The sequence below is a fragment of the Streptomyces sp. KM273126 genome (assembly GCF_004337435.2).
Lineage (GTDB): Bacteria > Actinomycetota > Actinomycetes > Streptomycetales > Streptomycetaceae > Streptomyces > Streptomyces acidicola.
The window spans coordinates 1,126,088-1,144,903 of sequence record NZ_SJXB02000002.1 but is presented as its reverse complement, the minus strand read 5'-3'; the positions used below and the strand labels follow the sequence as shown (position 1 = coordinate 1,144,903).

At 71.0% G+C, this 18,816-nt stretch carries 19 protein-coding genes; 6 read left to right on the top strand and 13 right to left on the bottom strand.

Annotated elements, in window-relative coordinates:
• Window positions 1-19: 19 nt before the first annotated feature.
• Complete coding sequence (locus E0500_RS35600) at window positions 20-757, top strand: FAD:protein FMN transferase (protein ID WP_181587478.1); 738 nt, start codon at window positions 20-22, stop codon at window positions 755-757.
• 229 nt (window positions 758-986) lie between these two features.
• On the opposite strand, the gene E0500_RS35595 is transcribed toward E0500_RS35600, so the two are convergent.
• The 5 genes from E0500_RS35595 to argC are packed head-to-tail and all read right to left on the bottom strand — an operon-like array spanning window position 987 to window position 5,829.
• Window positions 987-1,526 (bottom strand): arginine repressor, encoded by a 540-nt coding sequence (locus E0500_RS35595; protein WP_131561039.1) that lies wholly within the window; start codon window positions 1,524-1,526, stop codon window positions 987-989.
• Between the two features lie 7 nt (window positions 1,527-1,533).
• Complete coding sequence (locus E0500_RS35590) at window positions 1,534-2,751, bottom strand: acetylornithine transaminase (protein ID WP_131561037.1); 1,218 nt, start codon at window positions 2,749-2,751, stop codon at window positions 1,534-1,536.
• The gene (gene argB, locus E0500_RS35585; RefSeq protein ID WP_131561035.1) at window positions 2,748-3,656 is read right to left on the bottom strand and encodes an acetylglutamate kinase; all 909 of its coding nucleotides are present in this window, start codon (window positions 3,654-3,656) and stop codon (window positions 2,748-2,750) included. Before argB ends, E0500_RS35590 begins: the two co-directional genes overlap by 4 nt.
• Window positions 3,653-4,804, bottom strand: a complete 1,152-nt coding sequence (gene argJ, locus E0500_RS35580) for a bifunctional glutamate N-acetyltransferase/amino-acid acetyltransferase ArgJ (RefSeq protein WP_131561033.1) — start codon at window positions 4,802-4,804, stop codon at window positions 3,653-3,655. Before argJ ends, argB begins: the two co-directional genes overlap by 4 nt.
• Window positions 4,801-5,829 carry an N-acetyl-gamma-glutamyl-phosphate reductase gene (gene argC, locus E0500_RS35575; protein ID WP_131561031.1) on the bottom strand — a complete coding sequence of 343 codons (1,029 nt, stop codon included), beginning with the start codon at window positions 5,827-5,829 and terminating at the stop codon, window positions 4,801-4,803. Before argC ends, argJ begins: the two co-directional genes overlap by 4 nt.
• A gap of 139 nt (window positions 5,830-5,968) precedes the next feature.
• On the opposite strand from argC, the gene E0500_RS35570 reads away from it, so the two are divergent.
• Window positions 5,969-6,517 (top strand): TetR/AcrR family transcriptional regulator, encoded by a 549-nt coding sequence (locus E0500_RS35570; protein ID WP_131561029.1) that lies wholly within the window; start codon window positions 5,969-5,971, stop codon window positions 6,515-6,517.
• Between the two features lie 102 nt (window positions 6,518-6,619).
• The gene (locus tag E0500_RS35565) at window positions 6,620-8,074 is read left to right on the top strand and encodes an MFS transporter (RefSeq protein ID WP_131561027.1); all 1,455 of its coding nucleotides are present in this window, start codon (window positions 6,620-6,622) and stop codon (window positions 8,072-8,074) included.
• Window positions 8,075-8,178: 104 nt separating this feature from the next.
• Here E0500_RS35565 and E0500_RS35560 read toward each other — a convergent pair whose 3' ends face one another.
• The 4 genes from E0500_RS35560 to modA all read right to left on the bottom strand — a co-directional run bounded on the left by E0500_RS35560 (window position 8,179) and on the right by modA (window position 11,683).
• Entirely contained in the window at window positions 8,179-8,598 is a 420-nt protein-coding gene (locus tag E0500_RS35560) for a molybdopterin-binding protein (protein WP_131561025.1), read from the bottom strand.
• A gap of 189 nt (window positions 8,599-8,787) precedes the next feature.
• On the bottom strand, window positions 8,788-9,900 hold the full coding sequence (locus E0500_RS35555) for an ABC transporter ATP-binding protein (RefSeq protein ID WP_131561023.1): 1,113 nt from the start codon (window positions 9,898-9,900) through the stop codon (window positions 8,788-8,790).
• The gene (locus tag E0500_RS35550; protein ID WP_131561021.1) at window positions 9,897-10,841 is read right to left on the bottom strand and encodes an ABC transporter permease; all 945 of its coding nucleotides are present in this window, start codon (window positions 10,839-10,841) and stop codon (window positions 9,897-9,899) included. The genes E0500_RS35555 and E0500_RS35550 overlap by 4 nt, the downstream gene beginning before the upstream one ends.
• Window positions 10,838-11,683, bottom strand: a complete 846-nt coding sequence (modA, locus tag E0500_RS35545) for a molybdate ABC transporter substrate-binding protein (protein ID WP_131561019.1) — start codon at window positions 11,681-11,683, stop codon at window positions 10,838-10,840. The genes E0500_RS35550 and modA overlap by 4 nt, the downstream gene beginning before the upstream one ends.
• Window positions 11,684-11,972: 289 nt before the next feature.
• On the opposite strand from modA, the gene E0500_RS35540 reads away from it, so the two are divergent.
• Window positions 11,973-12,449, top strand: coding sequence for a molybdopterin-dependent oxidoreductase (locus E0500_RS35540; RefSeq protein WP_131561017.1), 477 nt, complete (start codon window positions 11,973-11,975; stop codon window positions 12,447-12,449).
• Between the two features lie 69 nt (window positions 12,450-12,518).
• Here E0500_RS35540 and E0500_RS35535 read toward each other — a convergent pair whose 3' ends face one another.
• Window positions 12,519-12,914: a molybdopterin-binding protein gene (locus E0500_RS35535; protein ID WP_131561015.1), complete on the bottom strand. Its 396-nt coding sequence runs from the start codon at window positions 12,912-12,914 to the stop codon at window positions 12,519-12,521.
• 90 nt (window positions 12,915-13,004) lie between these two features.
• The gene (locus tag E0500_RS35530) at window positions 13,005-13,598 is read right to left on the bottom strand and encodes an ABATE domain-containing protein (RefSeq protein ID WP_131561013.1); all 594 of its coding nucleotides are present in this window, start codon (window positions 13,596-13,598) and stop codon (window positions 13,005-13,007) included.
• Between the two features lie 110 nt (window positions 13,599-13,708).
• Here E0500_RS35530 and E0500_RS35525 point away from each other — a divergent pair, with 110 nt between their 5' ends.
• Window positions 13,709-14,941, top strand: a complete 1,233-nt coding sequence (locus E0500_RS35525; RefSeq protein ID WP_131561048.1) for a cysteine desulfurase — start codon at window positions 13,709-13,711, stop codon at window positions 14,939-14,941.
• 73 nt (window positions 14,942-15,014) lie between these two features.
• Here the strand turns inward: E0500_RS35525 and E0500_RS35520 are convergent, their stop codons facing one another.
• Window positions 15,015-17,528, bottom strand: a complete 2,514-nt coding sequence (locus E0500_RS35520; RefSeq protein ID WP_131561011.1) for an alpha-L-arabinofuranosidase C-terminal domain-containing protein — start codon at window positions 17,526-17,528, stop codon at window positions 15,015-15,017.
• A 145-nt stretch (window positions 17,529-17,673) separates the two neighbouring features.
• Between E0500_RS35520 and E0500_RS35515 the strand changes: the two genes are divergently transcribed.
• Entirely contained in the window at window positions 17,674-18,117 is a 444-nt protein-coding gene (locus E0500_RS35515) for a DUF6314 family protein (protein WP_131561046.1), read from the top strand.
• A gap of 23 nt (window positions 18,118-18,140) precedes the next feature.
• Here E0500_RS35515 and E0500_RS35510 read toward each other — a convergent pair whose 3' ends face one another.
• Window positions 18,141-18,725: a histidine phosphatase family protein gene (locus E0500_RS35510; protein ID WP_131561009.1), complete on the bottom strand. Its 585-nt coding sequence runs from the start codon at window positions 18,723-18,725 to the stop codon at window positions 18,141-18,143.
• Between the last annotated feature and the right edge of the window lie 91 nt (window positions 18,726-18,816).

Here is an 18,816-nt window from a genome sequence, read left to right as displayed (position 1 = left end):
GCGCCACGTCGAGGAGGTCATGGGCACGGTCTTCTCGTTCGACGTGCGTGGTGGAGAGCCCACCGCCATGAGGGCCGCGCTGGACGAGGCCGTGGCCGGACTCCACCGGGTCAACGAGGTGTTCAGCACCTACCGCGACGACAGCCAGATCTCCCGGCTGGCCCGCGGCGAGCTGACCATCGAGGAGTGCGATCCGGAGGTCGCCCAGATCCTGCAGCTGTGCTCCGAGGCCGAGCGGCTCAGCGACGGCTGGTTCAGCGCCACCTTCCACGGGACCTTCGACCCGACCGGCATCGTGAAGGGCTGGGCCACCGAGCGGGCCGCCCTCCACCTGGTCGCGGCGGGCGCGACCGGGGTGAACGTGAACGGCGGCGGTGACGTACAGCTGTGCGGGGTACCGGGCCCGCAGCGGCCGTGGCGGGTGGGCGTGTCCGATCCACTGCGACCGGGGGCGCTGGCCGCCGTGGTCTCCGCCGCCGGCACCGCGCAGCTGGCCGTGGCGACCTCCGGCACCGCCGAGCGCGGCACGCACATCGTGGACCCGCGCACCGGCAAATCGGCGATCACCGACCTGGTCGCCGTGACCGTGGTCGCCCCCAAGCTGACCTGGGCCGACGCCTGGGCGACGGCCGCGTTCGCGATGGGCGCGCGGGACGGGCTGAGCTGGCTGGAGTCCCTGCCGGACACCGAGGCCCTGCTCATCACGGCGGGCGACGAGGTCCGCTGCACCGGAGGGCTCGCCGACCGACTGGGCTGAGCCCGCGCACCGGGCCCGGAAGGGCCCACAACCGAAGATCCCCACGCAAGTTCCCCCATGCGAGGGCGGGGCGTACCGGAACTCCGGTACGCCCCGCCCTCGTTGGTGCCGGTGCCAGGGGGGTTCTGATGGATCTCCGTGGAAGAAGGAGCGGCGTTCGGCGAGAGGGCGTGCCGGGCGTCGCGACGCCGCGGAGATCCATCAGAAGCCCCCTAGGGCCCTGGCCCGCTCAGTGGTTGTTCTGCGCCAGCCGGAGCAGGTGATCGGCGAGTGCCTGTCCCCCGGTCGGGTCGCGGCTGATCAGCAGCAGCGTGTCGTCGCCGGCGATCGTGCCGAGGATGTCGTGCAGTTCGGCCTGGTCGATGGCCGAGGCGAGGAACTGGGCGGCACCCGGCGGGGTGCGCAGGACCACGAGGTTGGCGGAGGCCTCCGCGGAGATCAGCAGCTCCTGCGACAGGCGCCGCATCCGCTCCTCCTTCGCCGACCCGCCCAGCGGTACGCGCGGGGTGCGGAAGCCACCCTCGCTCGGGACCGCGTAGATGAGGTCGCCGTCGCTGTTGCGGATCTTCACCGCGTTCAGCTCGTCCAGGTCCCGGGAGAGCGTCGCCTGAGTGACGCTCAGCCCGTCGTCGGCGAGGAGCTTCGCCAACTGGCTCTGGGAGCGGACCGGTTGCCGGTTGAGGATGTCCACGATCCGGCGGTGGCGGGCGGTGCGGGTCTGCGGCACGGCAGGCCCTGCGGCGTGCTCGTGGTCCTGCGCCTGACTCATCGTCGTCTCATTCTCCGGATCGTCCGGCCTCAACTGTCGCGTGCGCTGTGTCGAGGACGCCGGGCAGCGCCTGGAGGAAGGCGTCCACCTCCGCGTCACCGATCGTCAGCGGCGGCATGAGCCGTACGACATCGGGGGCGGGCGCATTCACCAGGAGACCGGCGTCCTGAGCCGCCTGCTGCGCCTGCGGCGCGAGCGGCTCCGTGAGCACGATACCCAGCAGAAGGCCCGCGCCACGGACATAGTCGATCAACGGGTGCCCGAGAGACTCGATTCCGCCCCGCAGCTTCTCGCTCGCGGACTTCACGTTCTCCAGCAGACCCTCGGCCTGGATGGTCTCCAGGACGGCGAGTCCGGCGGCGCAGGCGACGGGGTTCCCGCCGAACGTGGTCCCGTGCTGGCCGGGCCCCAGCAGCTCGGCGGCCCGCCCGAAGGCGACGGTCGCGCCCAGCGGCAGCCCGCCGCCGAGGCCCTTGGCGAGGGTGACGACATCGGGCAGGACGCCCTCGTGGGCCTGGTACGCGAACCAGTTGCCGGTACGGCCGACGCCGGTCTGCACCTCGTCGAGGACGAGCAGCGAACCAGTGGCCGCGGTGATCGCACGGGCGGCCTTGAGGTAGCCCGGTGGCGGCACGACCACACCGTTCTCGCCCTGGACGGGCTCGATGACGACGAGGGCCGTCTCCTCGGTCACCGCGGCGGCCAGGGCCTGCGCGTCGCCGTACGGGACGTGGGTGACGTCGCCGGGCAACGGCAGGAACGGCTCCTGCTTGCCGGGCTGGCCGGTGAGCGCGAGGGCGCCCATGGTGCGGCCGTGGAAGCCGCCCTGGGTGGCCACCATGTGGGTGCGCCCGGTCAGCCGGCCGATCTTGAAGGCGCCCTCGTTGGCCTCGGCGCCCGAGTTGCAGAAGTAGACCTTGCCGTCGCGGCCGAAGAGCTGGAGCAGCCGCTCGGCGAGCGCGACGGGCGGTTCGGCGATGAACAGGTTGGAGACATGGCCGAGGGAGGCGATCTGCTTGCTGACGGCCTCGACGATCGCGGGGTGGGCGTGGCCGAGAGCGTTGACCGCGATGCCGCCGACGAAGTCGAGGTACTCCTTGCCGTCGGCGTCCCACAGCCTGGTGCCCTCACCACGGACGAGAGGGAGCCTCGGGGTGCCGTAGTTGTTCATGAGCGCGCCCTGCCACCGCTGGGTGAGCTCGGCGTTGGTCCCGCTGCCGGTCATCCGGCATCCCCCTCTTCCGCATCGGGCACGACCATCGTGCCGATGCCCTCGTCGGTGAAGATCTCCAGCAGGATCGAGTGCTGGACCCTGCCGTCGATGACACGGGCGTTCTGCACGCCGTTGCGCACGGCGTGCAGGCAGCCCTTCATTTTCGGCACCATGCCGGACGACAACTCCGGCAGGAGTTTCTCCAGTTGGGTGGCCGTGAGGCGGCTGATCACCTCGTCGCTGTTCGGCCAGTCCTCGTAGAGGCCCTCGACGTCCGTGAGGACCATGAGGGTTTCGGCGCCCAGTGCCGCGGCGAGTGCGGCGGCCGCCGTGTCGGCGTTGACGTTGTAGACGTGCCCGTCGTCCTGGCTCCGGGCGATCGACGAGACGACCGGGATACGGCCGTCGGCGAGCAGCGCCTCGATCGCGCCCGTGTCGATCTCGGTGATCTCGCCCACCCGTCCGATGTCGACGAGTTCGCCGTCGATCTCGGGCCGGTGCCTGGTCGCGGTGATGGTGTGCGCGTCTTCGCCGGTGAGGCCGACGGCGAGCGGCCCGTGCTGGTTGAGCAGCCCGACCAGTTCGCGCTGCACCTGCCCGGCCAGCACCATGCGGACGACGTCCATGGCGTCCTCGGTGGTGACGCGCAGCCCCGCCTTGAACTCACTGACGATGCCGTGCTTGTCGAGGGCGGCGCTGATCTGCGGGCCGCCGCCGTGCACGACGACGGGCCTGAGGCCGGCGTGGAGCAGGAACACGACGTCCTGGGCGAACGCGGCCTTCAGCTCCTCGTCGATCATGGCGTTGCCGCCGAACTTGATGACGACGGTCCTGCCCTTGTGCCGGACCAGCCAGGGCAGCGCCTCGATGAGGGTCTGTGCCTTGGGGAGGGCGGTGTGCTTACGCGTACTGCTCATGAGGAATAGGCGCTGTTCTCGTGGACGTAGTCGGCGGTGAGGTCGTTGGTCCAGATCGTGGCGGTGGCATCGCCGGCGGCGAGGTCGGCCACGATGTGGACCTCGCGGTAGCGCATGTCGACCTTGTCGCGGTCCTCGCCGACGCCGCCGTTCTTGCAGACCCAGACGCCGTTGATGGCGACGTTGAGCCGATCCGGCTCGAAGGCGGCGCTCGTCGTGCCGATCGCGGAGAGCACACGGCCCCAGTTGGGGTCCTCGCCGTGGATGGCGCACTTGAGGAGGTTGTTGCGGGCGATGGAGCGGCCCACCTCGACGGCGTCGTCCTCGGTGGCGGCCCCCACCACCTCGATCTTGATGTCCTTGCTGGCGCCCTCGGCGTCCCCGATGAGCTGCCGGGCGAGGTCGGCGCACACCGCCTTGACGGCCTCGGCGAACTCCCCGTACTCCGGGGTGACTTCGGAGGAGCCGGAGGCGAGCAGCAGGACGGTGTCGTTGGTGGACATGCAGCCGTCGGAGTCGACGCGGTCGAACGTGACCCTGGTGGCGGCGCGCAGCGCCTCGTCCAGTACAGCACTGTCGACGTCGGCGTCCGTGGTGATCACGACGAGCATGGTGGCGAGGCCGGGGGCGAGCATGCCCGCGCCCTTGGCCATGCCGCCGACGGTCCAGCCGTCGCCCTCGGCGACGGACGTCTTGTGGACCGTGTCGGTGGTCTTGATGGCGATGGCGGCCTTCTCGCCGCCGTGCTCGGAGAGCTGGGCGGCGGCCGTCTCGACTCCGGGGAGCAGCTTGTCCATCGGGAGCAGGACGCCGATGAGACCGGTCGAGCAGACCGCGACCTCGATGGCGCCCCGGCCGAGGACCTCCGCTGCCTTCTCGGCGGTCGCGTGCGTGTCCTGGAAGCCCTTCGGGCCCGTACAGGCGTTGGCGCCACCGGAGTTGAGGACCACCGCGGACACCTGGCCGCCGGCCAGGACCTGCTCGGACCACAGCACCGGTGCGGCCTTCACGCGGTTGGAGGTGAAGACGCCCGCGGCGGCGCGGCGGGGCCCGTTGTTGACCACGAGGGCCAGGTCCGGGTTGCCGTTCTCCTTGATCCCGGCGGCGATGCCCGCCGCCGTGAATCCTTTGGCTGCCGTGACACTCACGGTGCGACTCCGATCGTGGAAAGTCCTGTGGTCTCGTCGAGACCGAGGGCGAGGTTCATGCTCTGGACGGCACCGCCCGCGGTGCCCTTGGCCAGGTTGTCGATGGCGCTGATCGCGATGATCCGGCCCGCGCTCTCGTCGTACGCGACCTGCACCTGAACGGCGTTGGAACCGTAGACGGACGCCGTGGCGGGCCACTGTCCCTCGGGGAGCAGGTGGACGAACGGTTCGTCGGCGAAGGCCTTCTCGTAGGCGGCGCGGAGAGACTCTCCGGTGACCCCGTCGCGAGCCTTGGCGCTGCACGTGGCGAGGATGCCGCGGGGCATGGGTGCGAGGGTCGGGGTGAAGGAGACCGTGACGGGCTCGCCGGCGGCCGCGCTGAGGTTCTGGATCATCTCGGGTGTGTGCCGGTGGACGCCGCCGACGCCGTACGGGGACATGGAGCCCATGACCTCGCTGCCCAGCAGGTGCGGCTTGGGCGCCTTGCCCGCGCCGGACGTGCCGGACGCGGCGACGATCACCGCCTCGGCCTCGGCGAGCCCGGCCGTGTATGCCGGGAAGAGTGCCAGTGAGGCCGCCGTGGGGTAGCAGCCGGGCACCGCGACACGCTTGGCACCTTCCAACGCGGCGCGGGCTCCCGGCAGTTCGGCGAGGCCGTAGGGCCAGGTACCGGCGTGTGCGGAGCCGTAGTACCTCTCCCAGTCGGCGGCGTCCCTGAGCCGGAAGTCGGCACCCATGTCGATCACGAGCACATCCGGGCCGAGTTGCTCGGCGACGGCTGCGGACTGTCCGTGCGGCAGGGCGAGGAACACGACATCGTGCCCGGTGAGGACCTCGGCTGTGGTCTCCTCAAGGACACGGTCGGCCAGTGGCAGCAGGTGTGGCTGCAGCGCGCCGAGGCGCTGGCCCGCGTTGGAGTTGCCGGTCAGAGCGCCGATCTCGACCTCGCGGTGCGCCAGGAGCAGACGCAGCAGTTCCCCGCCCGCGTAACCGCTCGCTCCCGCCACCGCTGCACGTACCGTCATGGAACCCTCCTCTTGAATGGCATGACTATACGTTTCGCTGCACGTTTATGCAATCTTGCGTCGACGGGCAGCGGCCCCCGCCCCGCGAGCTACACCGACGGGCTTGACGGGGAACGTTTGTGAGTGGTTAATTACTTTCATGAGCGAGACGAAGGCGCGGCAGCGCTCGACCGCGGATGAACGCCGGGCCACGGTGATGCGGACGGCCATCAAGGCGTTCGCGGAGCGCGGCTACTACGGCACGTCGACCATGGACGTCGCGAAGGCGGCCGGGATCTCCCAGGGGTATCTGTACCGGCTGTTCCCCGACAAGGAGGCCCTCTTCGCCGCGCTGATCGAGCACTGCTCGACGATCCTCAGGGAGGCGGCCGCGGAGACGGTCGCGAAGGCCGAGAGCAGTGACCCCGAGACCGTCATCGCGGCCCTGGCCTCGTCCTACGGCGACGTCGTCGCCGACCGGGACGTCCTCATGATCCTCATGCACGGCAACTGCGCCGCCTCGGTCCCGGTCATCGGCGAGGCCGTGCGCACCTGCTACGCCCGTCAGGTCGAGTACATCCGCGCGGCCTCCGGCGCGTCGGACGAGCAGATCAGGCGGTACTTCGGCGACGCACTGCTCGGCAACGTCCTGCTCGCCGCCGGCGCCGCGGACCTCGACGCCCCCTGGGTCCGCACCCTGCGGGGCTGACGCGCCCCCACCCGGCAACCCCTCCCCTGGCCGCTTCGGCGGCCTTTTCTCCGCCCCATTATGTAAGCGGTCAACCGCTTACACATGAAAGAGGTTCTCTCCATGTCCACACCCAGTCGCGCTCGCGCACAGGGGACCGGGCCGCTGCTCGCCCTGCTCGCCTTCGCGCAGTTCATCAGCGCGATCGACTACAACATCGTCTATGTCGCCCTGCCGGAGATCGGCCGCGCGGTGGGCTTCGACGCGCACAGCCTCCAGTGGGTCATCAGCGCCTACGCCGTCGCCTTCGGCGGCTTCCTGCTGCTCGGCGGCCGGGCAACCGACCTGCTCGGCCGACGCCGGATGTTCACCACCGCCCTCGCCCTGTACGGGCTCTCCTCCCTGGCCGGCGGCCTGGCCACGGAACCCGGCGTCCTGGTCGCGGCCCGTGCCGTCCAGGGCCTGGGCGGCGCTCTGCTCCTGCCCGCCACCCTCTCCCTCATCGCCACGAGTTTCGAAGAAGGGGCGGCACGCAACCGCGCCCTCGCGGTCTGGGGCGGCGCCGGGGCCGTCGGCCTCGCGCTCGGCTCGCTGCTCGGCGGGGTCCTGACCCAGTACCTCGGCTGGGAGTCCGTCTTCTACGTCAACGTGCCGCTCGCGCTGGGCGCGGCCGCCGTGGCCTTCGCCGCCATCCCGGCCGACGCCGCGCGCGAGCGGGACCGCGGCTTCGACCTCGCCGGCGGGCTGACCGCCACCGCGGGCTTCACGGCTGTGGTCTTCGGTGTGGTGCAGGGCCCGGAGGCGGGCTGGACGTCCGCCCAGACCCTTGTCTCCCTCCTCGCGGGCCTCGCGCTCATCGGTGTCTTCCTCGCCGTCGAGGCACGCACCGCGCACCCGTTGATGCCGCTGCGGCTGCTGCGCAACCGCAGTCTCATCGCCGCGATGGGCATCACCTTCGTCTTCATGGGCACGTTCGGCGCCCAGTACTACTTCTTCACCGTCTACCTGCAGAACGTGCATGGCTACGGCGCGATGGCCACCGGCCTGGCGTTCCTGCCGTCGGCGCTGACCGGCCTGGTCGGCACGAAGGCGAGCGAGTGGCTCCTGGGCCGCGCCGGTATCAGGACCACGGTCGCCACCGGTCTGCTCCTCGGCGCCGCGGGCATGGTCGCCCTCGCGCTCGCCCAGTCCCCCACGGGCGGATACGCGGCCCTGCTGCCCGGCGTCGTCCTGCTGAGCCTCGGCCAGGGGCTCTCCTGGACCGCCATGTTCGCCGCTGCGGGAACCGGCGTCGACGCACGCCACCAGGGCATCGCCTCCGCCATGGCCTCCACCACGCAGCAGATCGGCGGCGCGGTCGGCCTGGCCGTCCTCATCGCTGTCGCCGGAGCCGGCACGGACGCGTCCACGGGTCCCGCGCTCGTGCCCGGGCTGCGCACGGCGGGCTTCACCGCCGCCGCGCTCACCCTCCTCGGCGTGGCCATCGCCCTCACCCTGCGCCGACCGGCCGGCACCGCTCCCGCCGACCCGGCTTCCGCTCCCGACGCACGGCAGCCGAAGCGGGTCAACGCAGCCTGATGCCCTGAACGCGGACTCTCACGAGGGCAACCGAGCGCTGTGGCCGGCCGGTCGGACCGACCACGGCGCTCGGGCACACCCGCACCGGCCATGACTCCGCCGGGTCACCCGGCGGCGAGAGCGACCTCGGTCGACTTGATCAACGCGGTGACGGAGGAGCCGTCCGCGAGGCCCAGATCGGTGACCGCGTCCGCGGTGATCGCGGCAGTGAGTTCGCCGCCCTCGATGGCGACCTTGACGGTGGCCATGGCGCCGCCGGTGGCGACGCCGGTCACCGTGCCGGGCAGCCGGTTGCGGATGGACAGGCCGTTCACCATGCCGGTGGCCAGTGAGACCTCGGTGGACTTGACCAGCGCACGCACGACGGAGCCCTCCGCCAGGCCGAGCTCCCCGACCGCCTCCCGCGTGATCGCGGCGGTGATCTCCTGGCCGCCGTCAAGTCGGATCCTGACGGTCGCCATGGCTTCGCCGGGCGTGATGGCGGTGACCGTGCCGGGCAACTGGTTGCGAATGGACAGGCTCATGGGGAGGTGCCTCGCAGAAAATGGAGAGAATGAGTGAACTGGTCAGGTTTTGCCCTTGTTGCGCGCCTCACCGTAGTCCGCAGGGGCGCTGCTGGTGCGGGACCCGTCGCGCGTGCCAGGCGAATGGCATACAGCCCCCAGCCCCTGGTCGGGCGCGACGTGCGTATGCAGTGTCAGGACGTGACCGTGTCAAGCGGGGTACGCGTGCGTCTGCGCCGCCTTCACCGTCGCCCAGACCGGTGCGCCCGGGTGGAGGCCGAGTTCGGCAGCGGCGAGCGTGGTGAGGTCGGCGGCGAGGCGGAGTTCGCCGGTGACGTCGACGCGGATCTGGTCGCCGTGGGTCTCCAGGCCCGCCACCTCGCCACGCCAGAGGTTGCGGGCACTGGAGCCGGTGGGCCTCTCCCGGTACAGGGTCACCGCGCCCGGCGGGAACGCCACGAAGACCGGGCCGGCGAGGTCCTCCGTGGTCGTGATCACGGGACCGGTGTCCAGGCGCACCGTGTGGCCCTCGGCGTGCCCCTGGTAGAGGTTCAGGCCCACCAGGTGAGCGATGTAGTCCGTACGCGGATGGCGCGCGACGTCGCCCGGGGTGCCCTCCTGCACCACGCGGCCCTCCTCGATGACGACGAGCCGGTCGGCCAGCACCATGGCGTCCAGCGGGTCGTGCGTGACGAGTACCGCGACGGCCTCGAAAGCCGCGAGGTGACGCCGGAGCCCGGCACGTACCTCCAGCCGGGTGCGGGCGTCGAGGGCGGCGAGGGGTTCGTCGAGCAGCAGCAGTCGGGGGCGGGTCGCCAGGGCGCGGGCGAGGGCGACGCGCTGGGCCTGGCCGCCGGAGAGCCGGCGGGGCCTGGCGCCGGCGTGATCGGCGAGGCCCATGCGCTCCAGCCACACGGCGGCCTGTGCTCGCGCCTCCGCCTTGGTGGCGCCCTGACAGCGCGGGCCGAAGGCCACGTTGTCCAGGGCGGTCAGGTGCGGGAAGAGCAGGTAGTCCTGGAAGACGACGCCGACCGGGCGCGACTCCGGTGGCGTGCCGTCCAACTCAGCGCCGTCCAGCAGGAGATGGCCGCTCGTGAGCGGGGTCAGACCGGCGAGCGCACGCAGAGCGGTGGTCTTGCCGGCGCCGTTCGGGCCGAGCAGCGCGACCACGTCACCGGGCCCGGCGGTCAGCGCCACGTCGAGGCGGAAGTCGCCGCGGTCGACGACGAGACGGGCGTCCAGCCCCTCGGCCTCCGGGCCGAGGACGGCTGCGGCCTCAGCCTCCGCCTCGGCCTCGGGTGCGGTCTTCTCTGTGTCGGTCATGTGGCGGTCATCCATCGGTCACGCAGTCCCGCCAGGACCGCGACGGACACGGCGAGCAGCACCAGGCTGAGGGCGATCGCGGCAGCCGGGTCGCTCTGCAGGGCGAGATACACGGCCAGCGGCATCGTCTGCGTACGGCCGGGGAAGTTGCCCGCGAAGGTGATCGTCGCGCCGAACTCGCCCAGCGCACGCGCCCAGGCGAGCACCGCGCCCGCGGCGATCCCGGGCGCGATCAGCGGCAGGGTCACCCGGCGGAACGCGGTGAAACGGGAGGCACCCAGCGTGGTGGCGGCCTCCTCGTAGCGCGGATCGGCGGCCCGCAGGGTGCCCTCGACACTGATGACGAGGAACGGCATCGCCACGAACGCCTCCGCGACCACGACACCCGCGGTGGTGAACGGCAGGGTGATCCCGAACCAGGCGTCCAGCCACTGCCCGACCACGCCGTTGCGGCCGAGTGCCATCAGCAGTGCCACACCGCCCACGACCGGCGGCAGCACCAGGGGAAGGGTGACCAGGGCCCGGACGAGACCGCGTCCCGGAAAGTCGACGCGGGCCAGCAGCCAGGCCAGGGGCACACCGATCACCAGGCTCACCGCGGTGGCCGCCGTCGCGCAGACCAGCGACAGCCGCAGGGCCTGCCACACCTCGGTGCTCGCCAGCTGCTCGGGAAGGCTCGACCACGGGGTCCGCACAAGGACGGCGATCAGCGGCAGCACGAGGAAGGCGAGACCGATCAGAGCGGGCACCAGCAGCGGTAGGGGTACGGGGGTACGACGGCCCCGCGCACGCACCCGGCCCCGTCCACCGGCCCCGGCTGGTCCACCGGCCGGGGCTGGTCCACGGGCCCTGGGTCGTGCACCGGCCCGCAGGCGTCCTCGCCGCGGCCCGCCCGTCGGGGCGTCGGCCGCGGCGTCGGACTTGCCGGTCGGGGAGGTCACGGCTTGAGGAACCCGGCCTCGGTCAGCACCTTCTGCCCCTCGGCCGACGAGACCAGCTCGATGAACGCCTTCGCCGCGCCCGCGTTGGGGGCGTCCTTGAGCAGGGCGATCGGGTAGTCGTTGATGGCATCGGCAGACTCGGGGAACTCCACGCCCTCCACCTTGTCACCCGCCGCCTTCACATCGGTCTTGTAGACGACAGCGGCGTCGGCCTCCTTCAGCTCCACCTTGGTCAGGGCGCTCTTGACGTCCTGCTCGTAGGACACCGGAGTGAGCTTGAGACTGCTCGCGTCGAGCGCCTTCTGCACGGCCGCGCCGCACGGCACCTCCTTGTCGCACAGGACGACCTTCAGCCCGGACCTGGTGAGGTCCTTCAGGGACGAGATCCTGTCGGGATTGCCCGGCAGGGTGGCGATCTCCAGCTGGTTGCGGACGAAGGTGGCGGGGGTGCCGGACGCGTCCCCGGCGTCGGTGACGATCTTCATCGTCTTGGGGCTGGCGGCAGCGAACACGTCCGCGGGGGCGCCGCCGGTGATGCCGGCGGCGAGGCTGTCGCTGCCACCGAAGTTGAAGGTGACCTTCGTGCCGGGGTGCTCCTGCTCGAACTCCTTGCCCAGGGTGGTGAAGCTCTCCTTGAGCGAGGCGGCGGCGAAGACGGTGACCGGGCCGGACAGCTTCGACGACGGGGAAGCCGAGGAGTCCGAGGAGCCCGCCTTCGCCGAGTCGGAGCCCGTGTCGGAGCCCGAGTCGGAGGAGGAGCAGGCGCTCAGGGCCAGCAGCGCGGCGGCGCCTGCGCCGGCCACCTGCAGCATCCGGCGGGTCCTGCGCGGGGAACGGGTCATCACGGGTCTACTCCCTCTGCTGACGGTCTCTCGACGACCACGTCGGTCGACTTGATCACTGCAACCGCCGGAACACCCGGGCTCCAGCTTCGGAACCTCGGCGGTGACGATGCCGAAACGGCAGCTACGCACCGAGGAACCGCTGTTCACACACCGATCATACTGACGCATATGCGAGGCGTAAGTCTCCTGTCGCATTGCATGAGCTGGACCTTCGGCGGACTGGGGTAGGCATGTGCGTTTGCACGGGAGCGCTGCCCGGGTACCGTGATGCGGGAGGTGGTGACCCGTGAGCCAGTCCCTGACACAGCCGGTCGCCGATCCGGTGGCGGAGCTCGCCCTGACCGGGGACGTCGCGCGCCCGTCCCGGCTGACCGTGTCCGACCTGCTCACCTGGCCCCAGCACCAGGAGCGGGTGAGCTTCGAGTGCGCCACCAGCGGTGTCCAGCACCACCACTTCGCCGGACCGCTCCTGCACGACGTCCTGTCCGACGCCGGCCCCGCCTTCGACCCCGCCCGGCGCAAGGACCGCCTGCGCTTCCTGATCGCCGTGACGGGCACGGACGGCCATCACGCCCTGCTCTCCTGGGCCGAGATCGACCCGGACTTCGGCCGCGCGCCCGTCCTGCTCGCGGTCAGCATCGACGACACCCCGCTCGACCGCCCGGGACCTCAGCTCGTCCTGCCCCAGGACCGCTGCGGCGCCCGGCACATCAGCGGCATCAACGCGATACACGTGGACGGCGGCTACGCGGCATGGAGATGAAGAGACGGAAGGCCTGCTCCTTCACGGCGTGAGCACAGAGACCCGCCATGGATGGCCGGCACCCGCCGCTCAGGAGCGGTCGATGTGCACGTTCGTCGACTTCACACGGGCGGTGGCCTCCATGCCGACCTCCAGGCCCAGTTCCTCCACGGCCTCCCGGGTCAGCAGCGAGACCAACCGGTGCGGACCCGCCTGGATCTCCACCTGGGCCGCGACATCACCGAGCTTCACGGCGGTGACGATTCCGGGGAAGGCGTTGCGGGCCGAGGTGTACGAGACGTCCTCGTCGCCACCGCCCGCGCCGGCCAGTTCCACGGAGAACGCGGCCAGGTCCTTCCCGTCGATGAGCCGTCGCCCGGTCTCGTCACGACGGGTCGCCACCCGCCCCGCGTCCGCCCATCGCCGCGCCGTGTCGGAACTCACCCCGAGCAGCCGCGCCGCCTGGCCGATCGTGTAGGACTGCATGCGCGCCAGCATAGGCTCACCGCCCTCACCCCTCCGTCCGCCGCTCCCCCACCACACGAGTGGCAGTGCACTCCGTGCACGGTGAGGTGTTCACTCCGGCCGGCGTTTGCGCGCCGCGTACGCCCGCGCCGCCCGCACCCGGTTCCCGCACTTGGTGGTGCACCAGCGGCGGGCCGCGTGGGAACGCAGGAACCAGCGGTCACAGCGCTGTGCGGTGCACTCCGTCAGCTGGTCGGCCTCGGAGCCGGTGAGCAGATCCGTGGCGTCCTCGGCGAGGAGGAAGAGCGCGGCGCCGGCCGGGTTGCCGGTGTCGGGCTCGTCGGCGCGGTGCGGACCGTCGGCCGTCCAGGCGAGCCGGGGCGTCGAAGGGGCCGCCGCCAGCGTGGAGTTGAGGGTGGCGAGGGGTTCCGCGGGGGGCACGGCACGGCTCGCCCGCGTCTCGAACAGCGGGCGCAGCGCATCGCGCAGCGCCAGCAGTCGCCCGAACTGCCGGCCGTTCAGCACCGCCCGGTCCGGCAGCAGCGCGTGCCGTACGAGCCAGAGGTGCGCGGCCTCGGCACCGTCGAGCAGGTCGACCGGACCGTGACTCAGCGTAAAGCGCGTGTTGACCAGGGCCAACGACGCATAGCGCTCCTCGCCGGGGACCTGGAGCTGGTGCAGGTAGAGAGGGGCTTCGTGATCCACGTCGTCATGCTAGCGAGCCGGGATTCTCACGCCAATGCTTGCGATTCCCCGTGAGGCCATCTAGCGTCCCTCACGGTGAATCGACTGCGATGACGTGAGAGGTGACCGCCGTGCCCTTCGACGTGCACGCGCTGCGCGAGGACTTCCCGATCCTGGACCGGACGGTCGGGAGCGGCGCCCGGCTCGTCTATCTGGACTCCGGCGCGACCACCCAGAAACCGCTCCGGGTCCTCGATGCCGAGCGGGACTTCTACCTCACGCACAACGCGGCCGTGCACCGCGGCGCCCACCAGTTGGCCGGGGAGGCGACGGAGGCGTACGAGGAAGCGCGCCGCACGGTCGCCCGGTTCGTCGGGGCCGCCGAGGACGAGATCGTGTTCACCAAGAGCGCTACGGAGGGCGTCAACCTGGTCGCGTACGGGCTGGGCAACGGGCGTCGGCTCGGCCCGGGCGACCGGATCGTGGTGACGGAGATGGAGCACCACGCGAACCTGGTCCCCTGGCAGCAGCTCGCCGCGCGCACGGGCGCCACGCTCGACTGGTTCGGGCTCACCGACGACGGCCGCCTGGACCTGACCCGCGCGGACGAACTCCTCGACGAGCGCACCAGGGTCCTGGCCGTCACCCACCAGTCCAACGTCCTCGGCACGGTCAACCCGGTGCGCGACCTCGCCGACCGCGCGCACGCCGTGGGCGCCCTGGTGGTGGTCGACGGTGCCCAGTCCGTGCCCCACCGGCCCGTCGACGTGGTCGGGTTGGGCGCGGACTTCCTCGTCTTCTCCGCGCACAAGATGCTGGGCCCGAACGGCATCGGTGTGCTCTGGGGCCGACGCGAACTCCTCGCGGACCTCCCGCCGTTCCTGACGGGCGGCTCGATGATCGAGGTCGTGGAGATGGACCGCGCGACGTTTCTGCCGCCGCCGCACCGCTTCGAGGCGGGCGTGCCGATGGCGCCGCAGGCGGTGGGCCTGGCGGCGGCCGTGGACTACCTCCAGGCACTCGGCATGACGGAAGTGGCCGCGTACGAGGACGAGTTGACCGCCCGAGCGCTCGCCCGGCTCCAGGAGATCCCAGGCGTACGGATCGTCGGCCCCCGCGACGTCACGGACCGTGGCTCGGCCGTCTCCTTCACCGTCGAGGGCATCCACCCGCACGACGTGGGCCAGGTCCTGGACGACCGGGGCGTCGCCGTCCGCGTGGGCCACCACTGCGCGCGCCCGATCGTCCGCCGCTACGGGGTCCCGGCGACCACCCGGGCGACCTTCTACGTGTACAACACTCTTGAGGAAGTGGACGCGTTGGCGGACGGAGTTCGGGCGGCCCAGGCATACTTCGACGCCTGAACCGCCTGAACCGCCTGAACCGCCCGAGTCGCCCGAGTCGCCCGAGCGGCCACCCCTTTGCGGCCCTTCTGGATCAGCCCTTCCCGATCCTCAGGAACGTCACCGAGTTGGCCGGGAAGGTGTACGTGAACGTGTCGGCCACCCCGGTGAACGTGGACGTGACCGGCGCGACCGGCGTATCCGTCTCGGTGTTCACGGCGTCGGGTGCGGCCCGCAGCATGGTCACGCGGGCCTTCGAGGCGACCTTCGCGCCACCGAGGTCGACGGTTGTGCGGGCGTCCACGGACTGGGCGTTGACGACCTTGAGGATCAGGTCACCCGTCCTGGCGTCCCGTGTCACCACCTGCCGGAACGGCTCGGCCGGCTTGTCGTCCCTGAAGCTGCCCCACTCCTGGCCGTCCAGGTAGAGGGTCACCTGACGGCCCCGCACCTTGACCTCGATGTCGTACGTGCGGCCCGTCTCGATGGTCCCCGGCTTGGAGATCAGCGACGACTTGCCGCCGTCCACGGCCTGCTCGACCGCCGAGGTGGTGTTGTTCCAGCCGCCGAGGTTCCACCAGTAGTAGTTGCCGGTGTCCTTGACGCCGAAGGCGACCAGGAAGCCCTCCTTGCCGGACTTCTTGGTGGCCTTCACCTTGAGGTCGTAGTCGTGCCAGGCCGGATCGCCCGCCGACACCATGGTGTTCTCGGCGGCCACGTCGGTCTGCACGTACTGTCCGTCCTGGATGCTCCAGCTGCCGCCACCGGTGTGGTTCCACTGCGAGGCGTCACCGCTGAAGTCGTCGCTGAGCAGGGTCTGTCCGTCCGCGCTCGTGACGTGGACGTCGTCGTACGCCGCCGTGGTCGCCCACGTCGACAGGCCGACGGCGCCCGAGATGGGGGCGGTCGTGGAGGGCGTGCCGGTCGCGGTCGACGGCACCACGCGGTCGCCGACGTTGGTCATGAAGAGCTTCTGCGTCTCGTAGTTGGCCGAGCCCCATGACGCGCGGTTGTTGAACCAGATCATGTCGGGCTGCCACTGCACATAGTCCTCGTTGGCCAGCAGCGGGGCGTAGGAGGCGAGCTTCACGATGTCCGCGTTGCGCTCCAGGCCGGTCATGAACGCGGCCTCGGAGAGGGCGTTCTTGAAGGCGTTGCCCCAGGAGGCGTACTCGCCGAGGAAGACCTTCGGGCCGTTCCTGTCGTAGGAGTCGTAGCGGTCGTTGTTCTGCAGGAACCAGCTCGGGTTGTTGTAGTAGTGCTCGTCGACCATGTCGACGTTCGCCTCACGGTTCAGCTTCCAGGCGGTGTCGAAGGTCGCACCCGCGTCGTCCGGGCCGGAGTTGGAGACGACCGTGATGTCCGGGTACCTGGCCTCGATGGCGGCGCGGAACTGCTGGAAGCGGGCGAAGAACTCGTTCGGCAGGTTCTCCTCGTTGCCGACCGCGATATGCGTGAGGCGGAAGGGCTTGGGGTGCCCCATCCCGGCACGCTTCCTTCCCCACTCGCTCGTCACCGGCCCGATGGCGAACTCGATCAGGTCCAGGGTGTCCTGGATGTGACGCTTGAGGAGGGCGTCGTCGTCGGTGGCCTTGTTCTGGCCGCAGCCGGTGACGAGGGCGGGGACGACGGGCAGCGGCATCGCGCCGACGTCCTCGGAGAACTGGAAGTACTCGTAGTAGCCGAGTCCGTAACTCTGGTTGTATCCCCAGAAGTTGGAGTTCGTGGCGCGCTGCTCGACCGGGCCGATGGTGTCCTTCCACTGGTACGAGCGCTTGCGCTCCCAGCCGGAGGCCTCGCTGTAGTCCTGCATGGAGCCCGTGTTGACCAGGCAGCCGCCGGGGAAGCGGACGAAGCCGGGGTCAAGGGCCGCGATCTTCTCGGCGAGGTCCTTGCGCAGGCCGTTCTCGCGTCCCTTGAAGGTGTCGCGCGGGAAGAGGGAGACCATGTCGAGGGCGGCGGGGCCGTCGGTGGCGACGGTGAGGCGTCCGGTGGTGCTGGAGCGGGTCGCGGTGAAGTGTGCCGTGTACTTGGCCCAGCCGCCGCGCACGGTGATCCGGCGGGCCTCGGCGAGCGTGCCGTCGGCGTCGGTGAGTGAGACGGCGAGGCGTGTCCCCTGGTCGGCCCGGGCCCAGACGGAGAAGTCGTACCTCTTGCCGCTCTCGACCCTGATGCCCGTGTTGTAGCCGGAGTTGGTGACGGACGAGTCCGCGCCCAGGGCGAGGTAGGTGCGGTTGCGGGCATTGAGGCGACCGTCGTCGTTCACGGCTTTCGCGGTGCCGTCGACGGCCCAGGAGGTGAGAGGCGTGTACGAGTTGTTGTCGGCGGTGGAGTACTCGAAGGAACGGTTCTGGACGAGTTCGGCGTACAGGCCGCCGTCCGCGGCCCGGTTGATGTCCTCGAAGAAGACGCCGTACATCGTGTCGTCGATCTTCGCGCCCTTGGTGCTGGGGTCGACGGTGATCGTGTAGTCGGTGACGTCCTCGGCGTGTGCGGGGCCCGGGACGACGGCCGAGGCCACCAGGAACGCTGTGGCGGTGAGCCCCAGTCTCCAGCGGGGTCCGGTCGTCCGGGTGCGGGTGCGGGTGCGGGTGCGGGTGCGTGACATGGATACTCCGCGGCTCTCTTCTGCGAACCCATTACATGTTCGAAATTTCGGACATTGATCAGCACTGCGAACGGCAACATAGGGAGGGGGCTGAGGTGCGTCAATGGGGCGTGCAGCGATGGCGGTGACAGGGGAGCGGGACGGAATGGGCGAGTTCTGGCCAGTACGGGACGTACTGGTGTACCTGGCCGGGAGCTGGCGGGTGCGGCGGTCGGTGCGGGATCTCGCGAGCGGCGACGAGGGCGAGTTCACCGGCACGACCGGGTTCGGCCCGCTGGACGGCGGCGGGTTGCTGCACCGGGAGTCCGGCACATTCGTCTGGCAGGGCGTCGCGCGTCCCGCGGAGCGGACGCTGCGTTTCCTGCCGGGCACGGCTCCGGGGACCGCGGATGTGCGGTTCGCGGACAGCCGTCCCTTCCACGACCTGGACCTCACCGCGGGCCGCTGGGTCACGGACCATCCGTGCTCGGCGGACCTCTACCGGGGCGAGTTCACGGCGTACGACGCGGACCGCTGGCGCACGGTGTGGCGGGTGCGCGGCCCCGCGAAGGACCTGCTGCTGACGACCGACTACACGCGAGAGTCCTAGGACGGCCCAAGTACCGCCCAGCCCTAGGACCGCCCCACCGTTCCGCCCAGGCGGACGTTCCAGCGGCCGGAGCGGCCGGTGACGGTGACCGTCGACAGGGGGCGGACGTCGAGGTTCCAGTAGGTCGCAGGCGGGGCCTTGAGCGCGTAGACGATCGCGGCCCGGACGACCGAGGGTTCGGCCACGGCGACGACACCGCCGCCGTCGTCGACGGGCCGCGTGTCGAGCCAGCCGCCGACGCGGCTGATGAACGCGTGCAGGGACTCCCCGCCGTGCGGGGTCGCCCGCGGATCGGCGAGCCACGCGTCGACCGCCTCCGGCTCCCGGGCCATCGCCTCGCCCAGCGTGAAACCGCGCCACCGGCCCATGCCGCAGTCCCGCAGCGCGGGCTGGGCCAGCGGCGCGTAGCCGAGTGCGTCACCGGTGGCCCGGCTGCGCGGCGTGGGCGAGCAGTAGCGGAGCTCGGCCGCCGCCAGCGGCAGGAGCTCGTGGGCGGCACGCTGCACCTCGTTCCAGCCCGCCTGGTCCAGCGGCCGGTCGTCCTCGAAGCGCTCCGCGAGCAGCGAGGCGCTGCGCGCGGCGGCGACGAACGTGACCCGAAGATGCATGGGGCGATCGTGGAACGCAACGCTGCACGGGTCAATGGGTTGCCACTCACCAGTGACCCAGGGTGCCCCGGCACTCACCGAGTCCCGTCAG